12 protein-coding genes and 1 pseudogene are annotated in these 14,337 nt (G+C 39.3%); 6 read left to right on the top strand and 7 right to left on the bottom strand.

Annotated features, from left to right (window positions below):
• Positions 1-71 precede the first annotated feature (71 nt).
• The 3 genes and pseudogenes from MORIYA_RS04625 to MORIYA_RS20730 all read right to left on the bottom strand — a co-directional run bounded on the left by MORIYA_RS04625 (position 72) and on the right by MORIYA_RS20730 (position 3,451).
• Positions 72-2,651, bottom strand: a complete 2,580-nt coding sequence (locus MORIYA_RS04625; protein WP_112713085.1) for an ExeM/NucH family extracellular endonuclease — start codon at positions 2,649-2,651, stop codon at positions 72-74.
• Between the two features lie 376 nt (positions 2,652-3,027).
• Positions 3,028-3,162 (bottom strand): annotated as a pseudogene (locus tag MORIYA_RS21695) (type VI secretion system tube protein Hcp); the annotation flags it as partial.
• Positions 3,163-3,292: 130 nt separating this feature from the next.
• Positions 3,293-3,451 (bottom strand): hypothetical protein, encoded by a 159-nt coding sequence (locus MORIYA_RS20730; protein ID WP_162629226.1) that lies wholly within the window; start codon positions 3,449-3,451, stop codon positions 3,293-3,295.
• Between the two features lie 437 nt (positions 3,452-3,888).
• Between MORIYA_RS20730 and MORIYA_RS04635 the strand changes: the two genes are divergently transcribed.
• Positions 3,889-5,304, top strand: a complete 1,416-nt coding sequence (locus MORIYA_RS04635; RefSeq protein ID WP_112713087.1) for a 3-oxoacyl-ACP reductase — start codon at positions 3,889-3,891, stop codon at positions 5,302-5,304.
• 92 nt (positions 5,305-5,396) lie between these two features.
• On the opposite strand, the gene MORIYA_RS04640 is transcribed toward MORIYA_RS04635, so the two are convergent.
• Positions 5,397-6,401: an AraC family transcriptional regulator gene (locus tag MORIYA_RS04640; RefSeq protein ID WP_112713089.1), complete on the bottom strand. Its 1,005-nt coding sequence runs from the start codon at positions 6,399-6,401 to the stop codon at positions 5,397-5,399.
• A gap of 301 nt (positions 6,402-6,702) precedes the next feature.
• Here MORIYA_RS04640 and MORIYA_RS04645 point away from each other — a divergent pair, with 301 nt between their 5' ends.
• Together MORIYA_RS04645 and MORIYA_RS04650 are read left to right on the top strand one after the other, a co-directional pair.
• Positions 6,703-7,119 (top strand): hypothetical protein, encoded by a 417-nt coding sequence (locus MORIYA_RS04645; protein WP_197713354.1) that lies wholly within the window; start codon positions 6,703-6,705, stop codon positions 7,117-7,119.
• Positions 7,120-7,228: 109 nt separating this feature from the next.
• Positions 7,229-7,966: a copper homeostasis protein CutC gene (locus MORIYA_RS04650; protein WP_112713091.1), complete on the top strand. Its 738-nt coding sequence runs from the start codon at positions 7,229-7,231 to the stop codon at positions 7,964-7,966.
• A 52-nt stretch (positions 7,967-8,018) separates the two neighbouring features.
• Here MORIYA_RS04650 and MORIYA_RS04655 read toward each other — a convergent pair whose 3' ends face one another.
• On the bottom strand, positions 8,019-8,342 hold the full coding sequence (locus MORIYA_RS04655; RefSeq protein ID WP_112713093.1) for an NGG1p interacting factor NIF3: 324 nt from the start codon (positions 8,340-8,342) through the stop codon (positions 8,019-8,021).
• Between the two features lie 112 nt (positions 8,343-8,454).
• Between MORIYA_RS04655 and MORIYA_RS04660 the strand changes: the two genes are divergently transcribed.
• Positions 8,455-9,246 carry an ion transporter gene (locus MORIYA_RS04660; protein ID WP_112713095.1) on the top strand — a complete coding sequence of 264 codons (792 nt, stop codon included), beginning with the start codon at positions 8,455-8,457 and terminating at the stop codon, positions 9,244-9,246.
• A 15-nt stretch (positions 9,247-9,261) separates the two neighbouring features.
• Here MORIYA_RS04660 and MORIYA_RS04665 read toward each other — a convergent pair whose 3' ends face one another.
• Positions 9,262-11,937 carry an ATP-binding protein gene (locus MORIYA_RS04665; RefSeq protein WP_232011510.1) on the bottom strand — a complete coding sequence of 892 codons (2,676 nt, stop codon included), beginning with the start codon at positions 11,935-11,937 and terminating at the stop codon, positions 9,262-9,264.
• A gap of 131 nt (positions 11,938-12,068) precedes the next feature.
• Between MORIYA_RS04665 and MORIYA_RS04670 the strand changes: the two genes are divergently transcribed.
• Together MORIYA_RS04670 and MORIYA_RS04675 are read left to right on the top strand one after the other, a co-directional pair.
• Positions 12,069-12,548, top strand: a complete 480-nt coding sequence (locus MORIYA_RS04670) for a hypothetical protein (protein ID WP_112713099.1) — start codon at positions 12,069-12,071, stop codon at positions 12,546-12,548.
• A 3-nt stretch (positions 12,549-12,551) separates the two neighbouring features.
• Entirely contained in the window at positions 12,552-13,604 is a 1,053-nt protein-coding gene (locus MORIYA_RS04675; RefSeq protein WP_112713101.1) for a hypothetical protein, read from the top strand.
• Between the two features lie 65 nt (positions 13,605-13,669).
• On the opposite strand, the gene MORIYA_RS04680 is transcribed toward MORIYA_RS04675, so the two are convergent.
• Positions 13,670-14,332, bottom strand: coding sequence for a hypothetical protein (locus MORIYA_RS04680; RefSeq protein WP_112713103.1), 663 nt, complete (start codon positions 14,330-14,332; stop codon positions 13,670-13,672).
• Between the last annotated feature and the right edge of the window lie 5 nt (positions 14,333-14,337).

Here is a 14,337-nt window from a genome sequence, read left to right on the forward strand (position 1 = left end):
TGCTTTACCAAACGTTATGCGGCCTGCACTAATAACGGATTCGTCACTCAATATTAGCAATACTAATTTATTTAGACAGATTGCCGAGCAAAACGTCTGAACAAAGCAAAACCAGTTAACAAACCAAATGATAACAAGCCAGTTGAACCGCCATACCATTTTTCATCATCGTCACTTGTAGCGTCATCGGTACCACTCGGAGGTGTTGGTAGGTCTGCATCGCCTAATACATCCAAAATAACAATAGCAGGTTCATGATCTGACGAACGAAACAAATCAGAGTACTTAGTTAAGTCTCCGGTATATTTTGACGAATACTCAAACAGTTTTGATTCTGATGCATTAATATTCCAAACATTTGCATCAACCACTTTTGACGCGGTTGTACTATCCACTAATATATAATCGAGAGTCCCCACTGTATCGTTATAAATATAGCTGTATGCAGCAGGATGCTGTTCACTAATCACATTCACAAACCCAAATGAATCAGAGATAGCATTAGGATTACTGCCCGCCATCGGTTCATCACCTATGTATGTCATACGTGCAGGCATCACGCTGTGGTTTTCTGGCATGGTCGTTAACACAAGCAGCGGGTCCTCTTGCCCGTAAGCATTAAGATCACCAATGATCAGTTTGTTACCTGCAATTAACGCCATTTCGTTACCCAAATGTTGGGCAGCTGAAACACGTAAATGCTCACAAGACCCTTGCAAGCCAACATCTTCGCCATTCTGAATCGCTACATCTTCCCAACACGTAGAGCCTTTCGATTTGAAATGATTAACAGATACGGTCACAAGCTCTTCAGTACCATTAACCTTAAAGGTTGGCGTGATCGCATCACGTTGATAATTATCACCATTTTCATTACCCGTTTGACCTGCGTGTTGTTCAGGCATCTTAATTACTCGGTAAGTATCAAGTGTCACCATTGACGGTTTGTAAATCACCTGATTGGCAATCGCATCACTACCAATAAAACCTGCATTATCAGGGCTGGTGACAAATGTATATTGCTCATTCTCTGGTAATAATGCATTCACTTTATCGACCAAATGAGCAACAGCAGAGCTATCACCGAAACCATTATTTTCGATTTCCATTAAACCAATAATATCAGCATCCATAGCCACAATAGCTGCCGCGATCTTATCACCTTGTAATTGAAACTCTGCGTAAGTCGTTGCACCGCGATTAGTACCCGTCGGATTCGCATCACCGTCAAAGGGAGAATTAAAGTAGTTTAAAACATTGAATGTGGCGATACGTAGCCCTTCACCGGAAACATCTGGACGAGATAGTCGAGGGTTGGAATGGATAAACGTTTGTGCGTCAGCTTGATTAGAAATATAAAGTCTAAAATCACCGTAAGAATACCCCAGGACCCCTTCCAGGCCGTTGACTAAGTCACCATTACGAATATAGTCATCCGTGGTGCCAGTACCGTTGTCTTGACCAAACGTTGGATACCATAACGGTACACCATTGGGTGCTTTGACCATAGTTTCGACGATAATGCGTCTATCTTCGTTATCATCAATTTGCGCTTGTGCCGCTGTAGACGCAGGAATATTCAGTTGATTGGGATGCAGATTAAGGCCAGATTTAGCAATCACCATGTTGTTGCGAAATGGGCCATAATCAAAGCCATAAGTACGCGCAACATACATATCGGCATGTTGGTCAATATTAACGAGCATGCCTTCGTGCCTTTCAAGGCTAAAATCAAAATCTACATCGTTACTGTCGGTTCTCACATTTGTTACAGGTATCGTACCATGACCAATCACATCTACATTGGTTGGTTGTATTTTGGTCCAGCCATAATCCTCTTCGACTTTGCCTGTAACAGCCACCCTATCACCAATAGACAAACCGGTGATAAAACCAGAGACATAAATACCATCAGATGTTGTCACGTCATTATCGCCCTGTTCATCTTGAATGAAGAACCCCTGTGGTAAATCATTACCTAAGGCATTAGCTTGAATGGCCGTGACTATACCTTCGATCAGGAAGGTTTCATCTGAGATGTATTTTTCATTTTCGGGATCTGTATAGGGTGAAGACCATGAATTACCTTGCAGTACCATGATTGTCGATTCTATAATGGTAACTGGTTTCCCGCCATCAGATGAAGCTAAGGAACCTAAACCATCACTGTTATCCTTCGCTTTGACTTCCCAATCTGACTCGTTATAGACAGCCGAAGCGGTTAAGTTTTGCCTAATTAAAGTAACGTCTTTAGCAAAGTTTTGATCGCCCATCACACCGATTATATCGTGCACATTACCATTTAATAATAACGCGACAGGATCATCGCCATTAAAATTAATCACATTAGTATCTGTCATGTTTGCTTTAGATAGGATATCGGCATTCGCATCACGATGCGCGAGCACATATACATCGCCCGCGGCGATAGTAATACCAGCTAATGACAAACGGTTACCCCATTCACTATTACCGTTAGCTGACTTCGCTAATTCATACCCCGCTAAAGTAACAGGTTGATCCCCGGTATTCGCTATTTCAATGGCCTTGTTAAACGCACTGCCTTCAATATATTCAGAAATCAAAATGTCTGCATGTGCATTCAACGAAAACATAGCACTCACAGACAGAGATAGTATTGTTTTATTCATCTGAACATTCCTTTATAAAGTATATTAGTCAGTATCAATCCATTAGATACTAGGCTTCTAAAATACTAATTAAGAATAGTGACAATTAAGTTACAACTTTAATAAACTATAAGCATACTTATTAAAAAACACTGAAATGACTATAAATTTACTACTTTAGTACCAGCAATTCTGTCATGAAGGCATAAGGCATATATCGTGTTATCACCAGAGAAATAAGCAAGAGGACCTAAAAATACAAGCATCCATGCCACAAGACAACACCTCAATACCTGGTGCTTGTCGTGATAGCACCACAAAAACAGCGGCGCTTGGCCAGACAACACAGCATCAAATGACTGAGGCGCACAACCAAACCCGCGAGCATCAGTTAAACAATTGTGATAGTTTCGAGTGGTCGATCGCCTTGAACAGAAACTTGGTAACTACTAATCATGGCATTTGTAAGTTCAATTTTCATGATCTCTTCAATGCCTTCGCCTTGCTTAGTGATGTGGAAAACAGCACTTAGGAGTGTATAAAGAATAATACCAGAACGGATCTGTTGTTCGTCAAACTCAATGGTGGTATTTAACCAGCTTTGTCTTAATAAGTTGATGATATACGGAGAAAGACTCGGCGCTGCAACTGACAGATTATCGCTATATCATCTTGTTTTTTTCTACTAGCTGTAATAACCAGTGTTCTATTTCAACCATAAACTGACTGCGTGAGTGACAAAGCCCCGCAGCACCCTCTAGTGCCTTTTTTCCATTTTGGTTCAGTTTGTTCACTAGGTGTTTTAACGACATCGTTGACATGTAAAATCCTTTTAATTCATCCCATTAACATTTCAATAGTATGAATTTTAGGCTTAATCAACAATCGGCTAGTGGTATGAAAAAAGGTTAGTTTTATTTGTTTTAAAGAAGTGCAATGCCTTACAACATCCCATTTTCATATTTTGAGTAAAGCCTGTCCATAAATCCAGTAAGCCACATTGAAACATAAGACTATTGGATGACGCTGGTTTGCAAGCAACACCAATAACATTGGCGTCTTGAAAAATCTAAAAAGACGAAAACATCCGCAGATTCGCGAACCACTGAAGACACACCTTAGATAATCACAGTTTGAATATTATTCAGGTATACTATAACCATTTATTAGACGTTAAACTGGTCAAATTATAATGCAGTGATTTTAACACATGCTCAGTATCTTTATTGATGTTGTTCACTATAACAAGGATTAGAAAATGACAGATACTTATGCAAAACTCGCTAATGGAAAGTGGACATCAGGTTTATTCAAAGCGCTTAATCTTCCACAACCTGTTACGTTAACACGTTATTCCCAAGGCTCAGATCTCATCTCAGGTCACTTACTCATTGGCGCGGCGAGCAACAGTCAGTTAGTTAAACCCATCATTGAAACATTTAGGGATGCTGTACTCGCTATTTCTTATCCTAATAGCACATCGCAGTTAGCTAGCCTTAATGATCAGTTTAATGCCGCATCCCTAAGCGCGACGCCAATCAGTCTGAATACTGTCGCAAAATCAGATAAATTCAATGGTATTATATTTGATGCCTCAGGCATTAAGACAAGTAACCAGTTGAGTGCGTTACACCGTTTTTTTCAACCTGTAATTAAACAACTATCACCCTGCAGTAGAGTTATCGTTTTAGGCCGTCCGAGTGAATACCTTGGAGATGTGAGCTACGCTACTGCTCAACGTGCTTTAGAGGGGTTTTGTCGTAGCTTAGCCAAAGAAATAGGAAAAAATGGCAGCACCTGCCAGCTTATCTATGTTCAACCTGGTAGTGAAGCATTGTTATCGGCCCCACTCCGCTTCTTAACTTCGGCAAAATCCGCGTATATATCAGCACAAGTTATTCATGTAAAACCAGGCGTGATTCAGGGATCAGTCAACTATTCTAAACCCTTGCAAGGCAAAACAGCGCTTGTTACCGGTGCATCACGTGGTATTGGCGCGTCGATTGCAGAAACACTTAGTCGTGATGGTGCACATGTCATTTGTTTAGATATTCCAACATTGAAACAAGACATTGAAAAAATAGCGACGCGCTTAAAAGGCAGCAGCATTGTTGCAGATATTACCTCTACGGATGCCCCCGCTATTATTGCCGAATTTGTGCGTGCACATTCGCTTGATATCATTGTTCATAATGCCGGGGTAACAAAAGACAAGACCCTAGCCCGTATGACCAATAATCACTGGGACGTACTCATGGATATTAATTTGTCGGCAATGGAAAGAATCAATGAACGGTTATTAAACGATAATCTGTTAAATGAATATGGTCGTATTATTTGTGTGTCGTCGATGAGTGGTATTGCCGGTAACTTTGGTCAGACTAATTATGCGACGTCTAAAGCCGCAGTCATTGGCTATGTCAACGCAATGCAAAAACCACTTGCAGAAAAACACATCACCATTAATGCGGTTGCGCCCGGTTTTATTGAAACTAAAATGACAGCTGCAATTCCGTTTACCGTACGTGAAGCAGGCCGTCGGATGAATTCATTAAAGCAAGGCGGTAAACCAATTGATGTCGCTGAAGCTATTGCTTTTTTTGCCCAACCGCAAGCAGCCGGGATCACAGGTAATACCATTCGAATTTGTGGTCAATCATTAATTGGTGCTTAGAGAAGCGTAAATCGAGAAATAGCTGCGACCTTGATGAAAAGCAGCTATTTTTTCTAGGTTCAAAAGTTCTAGATTAACTACTTCTTGAATAATTAATTACCAACCCGCTTACTGCGGCGATATTCAATCGGTGTCATTTGTACCCAACGCTTAAATGCACGATAAAAAGTACTTGGCTCTGAGAAACCAGTCAGATATACAATCTGATCGATTGATTCATCCGTATTCGCCAACAGTTTTTTTGATAATTCACAACGAAAATCAGCTAATATTTGGTTAAAGTTATATTCAATATCAGCTAACTTAGCTCTTAACATGCGTGGTTTCATATCAAGCTCAGTGGCAACACTTTCTAATGTCACAACACCCGACTCAAGCTGTTGCGCAATCACACGGCGAACCTTATCCACAATATCTTGTAGTTCTAACTTCGCAATTTTGCGACTTGCTAACTGCTCATGCAGCGCAAACAGTTCTGGTTCCGCGTGTGATGAAGGGCGATCCAGTAAATTAGCATCAAAATAAATATAATTGTCCGCAGCAGAAAACTCAAGTGGACACGTGAATACGCTTGTATATGCAGCTAAGTTCTCAGGGTGTGGATGAGCAAAGGCTATTTTCTTGGCTTTGAATTCGCCATCAGTTACATGCTGGCAAAATTTAAACATGCCAATAATCAAGCAATCATTCAAATGGCGATTAGCATCTTCAGTCACCCCATCTAAATTAACAGACAACCTCGCAACATCACCTTCAGTTTTAATTGAAACACTTGCTGCATCACTAATCAACCTAAAGTATTTTGTTGCGCGCTCCCAGCCGGTACCAAATGTGGGACTACTCAAAAAAAGATACTGTAGAACCTGACCGGTAAACACTGGCATGCGCTTACTAAGTGAAATACCTATATTAGGATCTTTTGTTACATCTTCGAGGACTTTCCAGAAATGTGCTTGCGCATGATTAGGTGTACGCAAATTTTTATCATTTAACACTTCTTCACTAATGTTACAACGAGAGAGTACTTCGACTACATCAATATCTAACTCTTTCATTGCCTCATAAGCAATGCGTAACAACACACCCGCATCTTGCATAATTATCCACTTCTTAGCTTTAAATCTTTATTCCGAATAATCACTTTAACACTATCAAACGTATGAGTAACGAGTTTAGCCGAAGTATTTGATCTAACTGCTATAAACCGATTACTCATTCGCCAATTTAACTTCCGAAGCAGTTGAACAACATAATCATTACATTTGTTTTCACGGTTTATTTATTCATGAGCACTAACCAGATCACACACTTAAACAAACAACTTTTCATCCCGCTGTTATACGGTAAAGCAGTGCTCCATTCGATAGGTCAACACGTCCTTTTACCCAGCAATATAGCGTGAGTGGACAATCTATCGATAGCAATAAGCAAATCAATATGCGCATATTCTGCATGCTTAATACCACCCAACGGAACGCGATCCTCGAGCATAGCCCTGCCGTTGTCAAAACGAAATTACTTATCGCAGATGAAATATGTAAACCGACCATCAATAACATTAAAGCTAATTTACCTTCTACGTTACAACAGAATCTATTTTATATTCCAGCATTAAAAACATCAGAGACCGCGGTTGAGTTTAGAAATATATCTAAGCAGGTGGCAAAAATGAGTCACCATCGCTGGTTTAAATCGATGGCAAGTATAGGCATGGCATCGTTACGTCTAACCTATAACGACGTATTGTATCTATCATTACCCTTGTACCATAATAACGCGATTGTTGCGATTGAGAAAAAGCAACTGTCTTTCTAGTAATATTTACTTGTAATCATTGATCTAGGCGACCTAAGTCGCCTTTTACTCTTCCATATTATATAAAACTACCTATGCTTGTTAAATTATTTTTGATAAAGAGAAATATATGACGATTACAATAGAGGTATGTGTCGATAATATAGAGTCACTTCTTACGGCTCAACAATCTGGTGCTGACCGTATTGAGTTGTGTTCAGCATTAGCGCTAGGGGGATTAACTCCCAATGCAGGCTTTGTTCAAAAATCGATTGATCTGGCGACAATCCCTCTTTACACCATCATTCGTCCTCGCGCGGGAGATTTTGTATATAGCGAACAAGAAATTGATATTATGGTTTCCGACATCAAATTCATGAAACTACTTGGCATCGAGGGCGTTGTTATCGGTGCACTAACCCCAGATGGAGATATTGATGAAGCGGCATTAAAACGCTTAATGTCAGCATCTCGAGATATTGGCGTCACTTTCCATCGTGCATTTGATTTGTGTAATGATCCTAAACAAGCCTTAGAGATCTTAATAAACGCCGGCTGTGAACGTGTCTTAACGTCAGGACAACAAGCAAAGGCTGAACAAGGCTGCGAGTTGATTAAAGAATTAGTCGCTCAGGCTGATGGCAGAATTAGTATCATGCCTGGCGCAGGTGTTAACCCAGAAAATGCTGAAAAAATCATCGCTATCACGCAAGTGAAAGAGCTCCATTTATCAGGGCAAACTACGAGAAAAAGCGTAATGAAGCCTAATTCAGCAGTTCAAATGGGAACCGAAGCTGAGGCCGATAGTTTAATATCGATCACTTGTGCAAAAACAATTTCTGAACTAGTCAATGTGGTTAATAATTAAACGCACGACGCTAATGCCATAAGTTCAGAAATGTCGTTAGATCAATCATATCCTAAGGTAAATCATCAAGATTAAATGTTTTCAGGATATGATAAGCAGGTTCTTCATAAGGGTGAGCAGAAATTAACGCGTTAATTGCAGCCCTTACATTCTCAGCACCACAGACCATTTCAACCCGAAACTCATCGACTAATTCAATCTCATCAAGCTTGCCAATATGCGGTTGACTACCCTGTAAGGGTTTAAACTGACCAGTACCTAAACATTGCCAAGCACAATTATCATAATCACCAATAGCACCAGCCCCGGCCTTAAAGATGGCTTGCTTGACAGCTTCCACGTTTATTTTCGGCACATAAAAAACAATCACGAACATAATTATATCCCACTGTAACGACACCTATTCACTATAGCTAGTATAAAAATATTTTGTTTTGCTGTCTAGTTACGTTTATATTAATAAAATCAATGAACCGAGGCGCTAACTTGTGGAAACCAAAATAAAAACTGACGTTAAAAGTAATAGTGATGTAAATCCCTTCCAGATCTTTATGCTGATCTTATCACTGCATGTTGTGGTCTCATCTCTACTGCAACTTATCTTTACCTTTTCAAGTAGCGTCACCGAAATATTAACAAGTGTGGACAACACTATTTGTTTATTCTTTTTCACTGACTTTATCATTCGCCTTTATCAAGCTGATAACAAACTACAGTTTATGAAATGGGGCTGGATTGACTTATTGTCTAGCATACCAATGGTCGAACAGCTGCAATTTATTCGCATCATTCGTATTGCTCGAGTGTTAAGATCTATCCAACATATCCGCTCATCAAAAATCATGTTCAAGATGATATTTGAGCATCGCTTTAAAGCCACCTTTTCATTAGTGGCAGCATTATCATTTGTCCTGCTAACCTTTGGTTCTATCGGTATTTTATTATTAGAACAAGGACAAGTAGGCAGTAACATCAACAACGGTATCGATGCGCTTTGGTGGTCATTCGTGACGATAACTACGGTTGGGTATGGCGATCATTACCCCGTGACAACAGGCGGACGTATCATTGCAGCGTTACTAATGACGGCTGGTGTCGGTTTATTCGGTACGTTTACAGGGTTCATTTCGTCATGGTTTGTTGATGGTGACGACCTGTCTACAAGACAACAAGCGTCAAGTACTGACGCATTACATGGCGAAATTTCTGAATTGAAGCAGGATATTGCTGAACTAAAAATATTGATTGTTCAGCAATCCCATAACCTTGATTCTAAATAAACACGTAATATCGAATTAAGCGGCACTTGCTAGTCGCTCAATCTTGTCGATGAGTACTTCTTTCTTAAAAGGTTTAGCGACATAGTCATTCATGCCGACATCAAAACAGCGCTGGATATCCGCATCCAGTACGCTTGCAGTTAGGGCTATGATCGGTGTTGGCGCAACCAAACACGATTTTTCCCATTTTCGAATTTGTTCTGTTGCTGTAAACCCATCCATTACCGGCATCATACAATCCATTAAGATTGCTTTATATTTATGCTGTCCAGAAGATACCATCTCGACAGCCTCTTTACCGTTATTGGCAACATGACTATCGTACCCACACTGCTTGAGCAGTAATGTCGCGACTTTTTGATTTATTAAATTATCTTCGACAACCAGGATAAGCGAATTATCCTTTGGGCTCATATCCTTTTCCATCTGCAGATGTGGTTCTAAAGTCGCCTCAGCGGACAAACTAGCTGCAATACTCGTTTGTGACTCCAGTTGATTTTCTAGTGCTGAATTAATTACTTTTAATAATCGATTTCCAAGCAATGGCATGGTCACCAAACCATCAATTCGACTGTCGAAATCGTACTTATCATCGGCATGTGACTGCACTAACACAAAGCTGTATTTTAGGGCCCGTTGACTTAAAAAATCAATATCCTTTAAGGTCAATTTAATGCTGTTTTGACAATATATGATCAAGTGATTAGCATCTTTATCTTCTACCCGATCATTTATCGTTAGGCTGTTAAATAAATCTTGCGTATAGGCCACCGTCGTTATGTCAGTTATATTATTACGTGATAATTCTGCGCATATAGTGTCACAAAAAACCATTTTATTACTAATAATGATGACGTTGGTATTTACGGGGACTATTTTCTGAACCCGAACTTCAGCAATAAATTCGGCTTCAATAGTGAAATAAAAGTTGCTTCCCTGCCCTTTGGCAGAATCAACGCCTATTTCCCCTCCCATTAATTCGATTAACTGAGTACTAATCGCCAAGCCCAGTCCCGTCCCGCCAAATTGACGCGTAATCGAACCGTCTTCTTGTGTAAAAGGTTCGAAAATTTTCTGCTGTTTATCTTCTTCTATACCAGTACCCGTATCTGCCACTGAAAAATACAACTCAGCTCTAGAGTTTTCAATGACTTTACTACCGAGTGTTAAGCTAACTGTACCACTGTCGGTAAACTTAACTGCATTGGATAATAAATTCATCAATACCTGACGCAATCTATGTTCATCAAGTAATAATTCATTCGGCAGTTCAGGGGCAATATTAACACTGAATTCGAGGTTCTTAGCTGCAGCACTCGGGGTAATAATAGCCACGGTATCATAAATAACTTCGCGTAAATCACAGCTATGATTCGTTATCGCAAGGTGTCCGGATTCAATCTTAGAAAAATCCAAAATGTCATTAATCAATATAAGTAATGTTTGCGATGAATTTTCAATAATGGCAAGGTGGTCTTGCTGAGATGGTGTCAATTTGGTATTTGACAAGATATTAGACATCCCGATCACGCCGTTTAACGGCGTTCTAATCTCATGTGACATATTGGCTAAAAATGAACTTTTAGCCACATTTGCTTGTTCCGCAGATTCCTTAGCTTGGATTATCTGTTTTTCATTGATGTGACGTTCTTCAATAAGATTATTCAACATTTTTGCAAACGCACTAAACTCATCATTGCCGTCTATTTTTATTTTTAATGAATAATCATGTTTCTCTTCAATACGGGTTAACGTGGTTATAATTTCGTTCAAATTACCCAGAATACGTTGTATTAACATCCAGCCGTAATAACTTGCACACACCAATAGAGACATAATAAAAATAGAAAATGCGACAACATGCATTTTTGCTTCAGCAACTTTAGCTTTAATTTTAGCGGATAAGTGCCCCCCAACATTAGCAACAACCTCGCTAATAAGTGCTAACCGCTTATCTAACGCCGATATATCATAATCGCTCGCATTTGCTTGGAAATGTCCATTCTGGATCAAATTACGTAATGCATAACTATCGGTAAAGGCCTGGTCAGAAAAAGTACTCTGTAACAGAGAAATCTGATTATTATCAGCACTTATCGCAATGAAGCGTTCAATAAAAAGTTGTTGTCTTTCTACAATCGGCGGTAACAATACTTTTGCATCGCCTTCTATACCTCTGACGATAAGATTTATATACCAGTTTTCTTCATTTGCCCAAAAATAGAGCCATTGCAACTGATACAACACTTCTAGATTACTTTGTATTTCTTTATCATTAAATTCAAGATGATTTTTTTCTAATATAAGCAGTAATTGACTGGTCGAATCTGATATCCAACTTGACCAATCATTAATATCCTCAGCACTCAAAAAGGTAAACTCTTCCTCTACCCCGTCTAAATCCGATAATAGCGCCATTGCATTGCTATCATCTTGTAGGGCTAAAGGAGCTAATACTTTTAATTTGCTTATTGAAGCAGAAAATGCACCAAGATTATCTTCATTAGTGACATTACTCGCTGACAACTTACTCACCCTTAAAGAATGTAGTAATGAATTTAACTGTAATGACTCTGCCAATAATTCAATTCTCGATTTCAACTTATCCAGTTGACCTAACGTAGACACAGACTCACTGACTCGATCGCCAATCAACAACGTGAGTAATAATAATGGGCATAATAATAACATTATCAGCCGTTTTTTGATCGATAGCGTATTAAGCATAATTTTTTGACTTCCATGTAACAATTTATTTGTTATTTACCCTCATTCTGACTAACTTAAATGATAGGTAATAGAATCGAAATTAGCAGGTAAACATGTTTAAAGGATTAAACTTACGCATTTTTTGCGTCGGACTACTCATTATTTCACTCTCCCCGCCATTTTTAGCCTCTGCTAATGAAGATACGAGTGAAGATGAAGGCCGAAATTTTGCCGTGTTTTCATTAAACAATGCCTTTCCAGTACTGAGTAAAAGTAAAGTCAGGATGATTTATAAAGGGAAAGTGAAACGCATCAACAAGGCAAATATTAATCTTGTTGATCTAACAGAGGATAGCAATGATAAAGCGAATTTTTACCAAACGCTACTTGGTAAATCGCTATCTCAAATGAATGGTTACAGAGCAAGTTTAGCATTCTCAGGAAAGGGCAACTTACCAGTCACCATATCAAACAATGACATTGCTACAATCTTGAACTGGTTAGAAGAAAACCCTAACGGTATCGCTTATGCCACCATCAAGTCATTACCAGAACATGTTAATGTTTTATTCATTTTAGAGCCGGAGGAATAAAGCATGCATATATCCACAATCTGCTTTATAGCAACAACACTATCGCTGACTACATTCACAACCAACGCAAGAATAAATCTTACCGATGACATTTCGTTGAGTGGTTTTGGTTCTACATCTATTACTCAATCTAATAATGCCACGCCGTTATATGTAAACAGGGAGATCACCGACGACATTTGTTACGATTGTGATACCACGTTAGGTTTACAAGGTGATATCCGTTTCAACGATAGCTTTAATGCATCAATTCAAGTTGTTAAACGTCCTCAAGATGATTGGTCATCTCCGGAATTAGAATGGGCGTATGTTGGTTATAGCGTTTCCGATTTTAATTTAAAGCTTGGTCGACTACGTTTGCCATTATTTCTAAGTTCAGAGTATTACTATGTGGGACAAGCTTATACATCAGCGCGTCCACCACAAGAAGTATACAACTCGATCTTAGGGTTCACGGCTTATGAAGGTATTTCTGGGACTTGGGATATCGAAATAAATGATGAGAGTTATTTAACACTTACACCTTATGCCGGTGTCGAAAGTGATGGGAGCGTTGATATAGGCGTAATTAGCTATGACTTTGTCATCGACAATACGCTAGGTTTACACAGTGAAATCAGTGGTTTTGATTATCGAATTATGTTCAATTATGCCCACTTTAAATACGCTGTTGATGTAACAACGCCACTTGGAAGTCAGCACTATGCTGCTGATAGTATCCATATTTATACCTTAGGTATTGAGAAGTCTTGGGAGCAATTGACGTTAACAACTGAAGTATTAATCGATAAAATGCATTTCAATTGGTATTCCAGCATTGGTTATAATATTGATAAGTTTACACCGTATGTGACTTATGCCGAATCACACCACACCAAAAAAAATAATTCGCTTTTATTGGGACTACGTTATGAGTTAACAACAACGGTATCGTTAAATGCGGAGTGGAAATATACTGATGCAAATGGGGGCAGTAATGGTGAGTTAATTACAGCTCCTACTGATGATGAGACAGATGCGCAGTTGTATACGTTAATGCTTAATTTTATCTTTTAGATAAACCGTGCAATTCAATAACTGAATAACGCTAGGCACTTAATTAGCTAGCGTTATTCATGTCATCATGCTTCGGTTTGAGCTTCGACTATGTCGGCAATAATCTGCATGCGCTCTGCGCCCGTTATACTAAGATAAAGACGACTAACGCGAACAGCATAACCAAACTTATCTTTACCCAATGCTTTAACCAATTCGGGTAATAATATTGCGTCGAGATGAAACGTTTTTATATAATGTTCGATTGCATGCTCAACACTGACAAAGTCGGTACCATCAAAGGTAAAACCACCAGCCTCATCATCGGCAGCAAGCGGGATTCCGTCAACACACAACGGCCAACCTGAATAGTTAACCCTATCTTTTGTCATGGTATACATCATCCAGGCGCTACGTTTAAAACCTTCAAATGCCGCACCTTCAAATTCAGACTCTTGCAACTCTTGCTCAGTCCAATTTGAACCAATACTTAACGCTTTTTGATATTTACGCGTTAACGCTGCCTTTACGGCATTGCGGTATTGATAAATAGACTGACAACGGGCCGTTTTAACAACCGACGTACATTCGGTGCACGCAGGCACCGATAAAGGATCATGCGGCGCGTTATGTATATCATCGGCAGAAAATGGGATGTTAACATCACTATTAGATGGCTCGCCACAAAATAAACACGTGTAGCGAACATCAAACGGAATGTCTATCTTAGGGTAATGATCAAATGACATTATAT

The sequence above is a fragment of the Moritella yayanosii genome (assembly GCF_900465055.1).
Lineage (GTDB): Bacteria > Pseudomonadota > Gammaproteobacteria > Enterobacterales > Moritellaceae > Moritella > Moritella yayanosii.

Coding starts and splice junctions, on each gene's coding strand:
- MORIYA_RS04670 (WP_112713099.1), top strand. CDS start 12,069: ATGTTTAAAGGATTAAACTTACGCATTTTTTGCGTCGGACTACTCATT.
- MORIYA_RS04635 (WP_112713087.1), top strand. CDS start 3,889: ATGACAGATACTTATGCAAAACTCGCTAATGGAAAGTGGACATCAGGT.
- MORIYA_RS04675 (WP_112713101.1), top strand. CDS start 12,552: ATGCATATATCCACAATCTGCTTTATAGCAACAACACTATCGCTGACT.
- MORIYA_RS04650 (WP_112713091.1), top strand. CDS start 7,229: ATGACGATTACAATAGAGGTATGTGTCGATAATATAGAGTCACTTCTT.
- MORIYA_RS04640 (WP_112713089.1), bottom strand. CDS start 6,401: ATGCAAGATGCGGGTGTGTTGTTACGCATTGCTTATGAGGCAATGAAA.
- MORIYA_RS20730 (WP_162629226.1), bottom strand. CDS start 3,451: ATGTCAACGATGTCGTTAAAACACCTAGTGAACAAACTGAACCAAAAT.
- MORIYA_RS04655 (WP_112713093.1), bottom strand. CDS start 8,342: ATGTTCGTGATTGTTTTTTATGTGCCGAAAATAAACGTGGAAGCTGTC.
- MORIYA_RS04680 (WP_112713103.1), bottom strand. CDS start 14,332: ATGTCATTTGATCATTACCCTAAGATAGACATTCCGTTTGATGTTCGC.
- MORIYA_RS04625 (WP_112713085.1), bottom strand. CDS start 2,651: ATGAATAAAACAATACTATCTCTGTCTGTGAGTGCTATGTTTTCGTTG.
- MORIYA_RS04665 (WP_232011510.1), bottom strand. CDS start 11,937: ATGTTATTATTATGCCCATTATTATTACTCACGTTGTTGATTGGCGAT.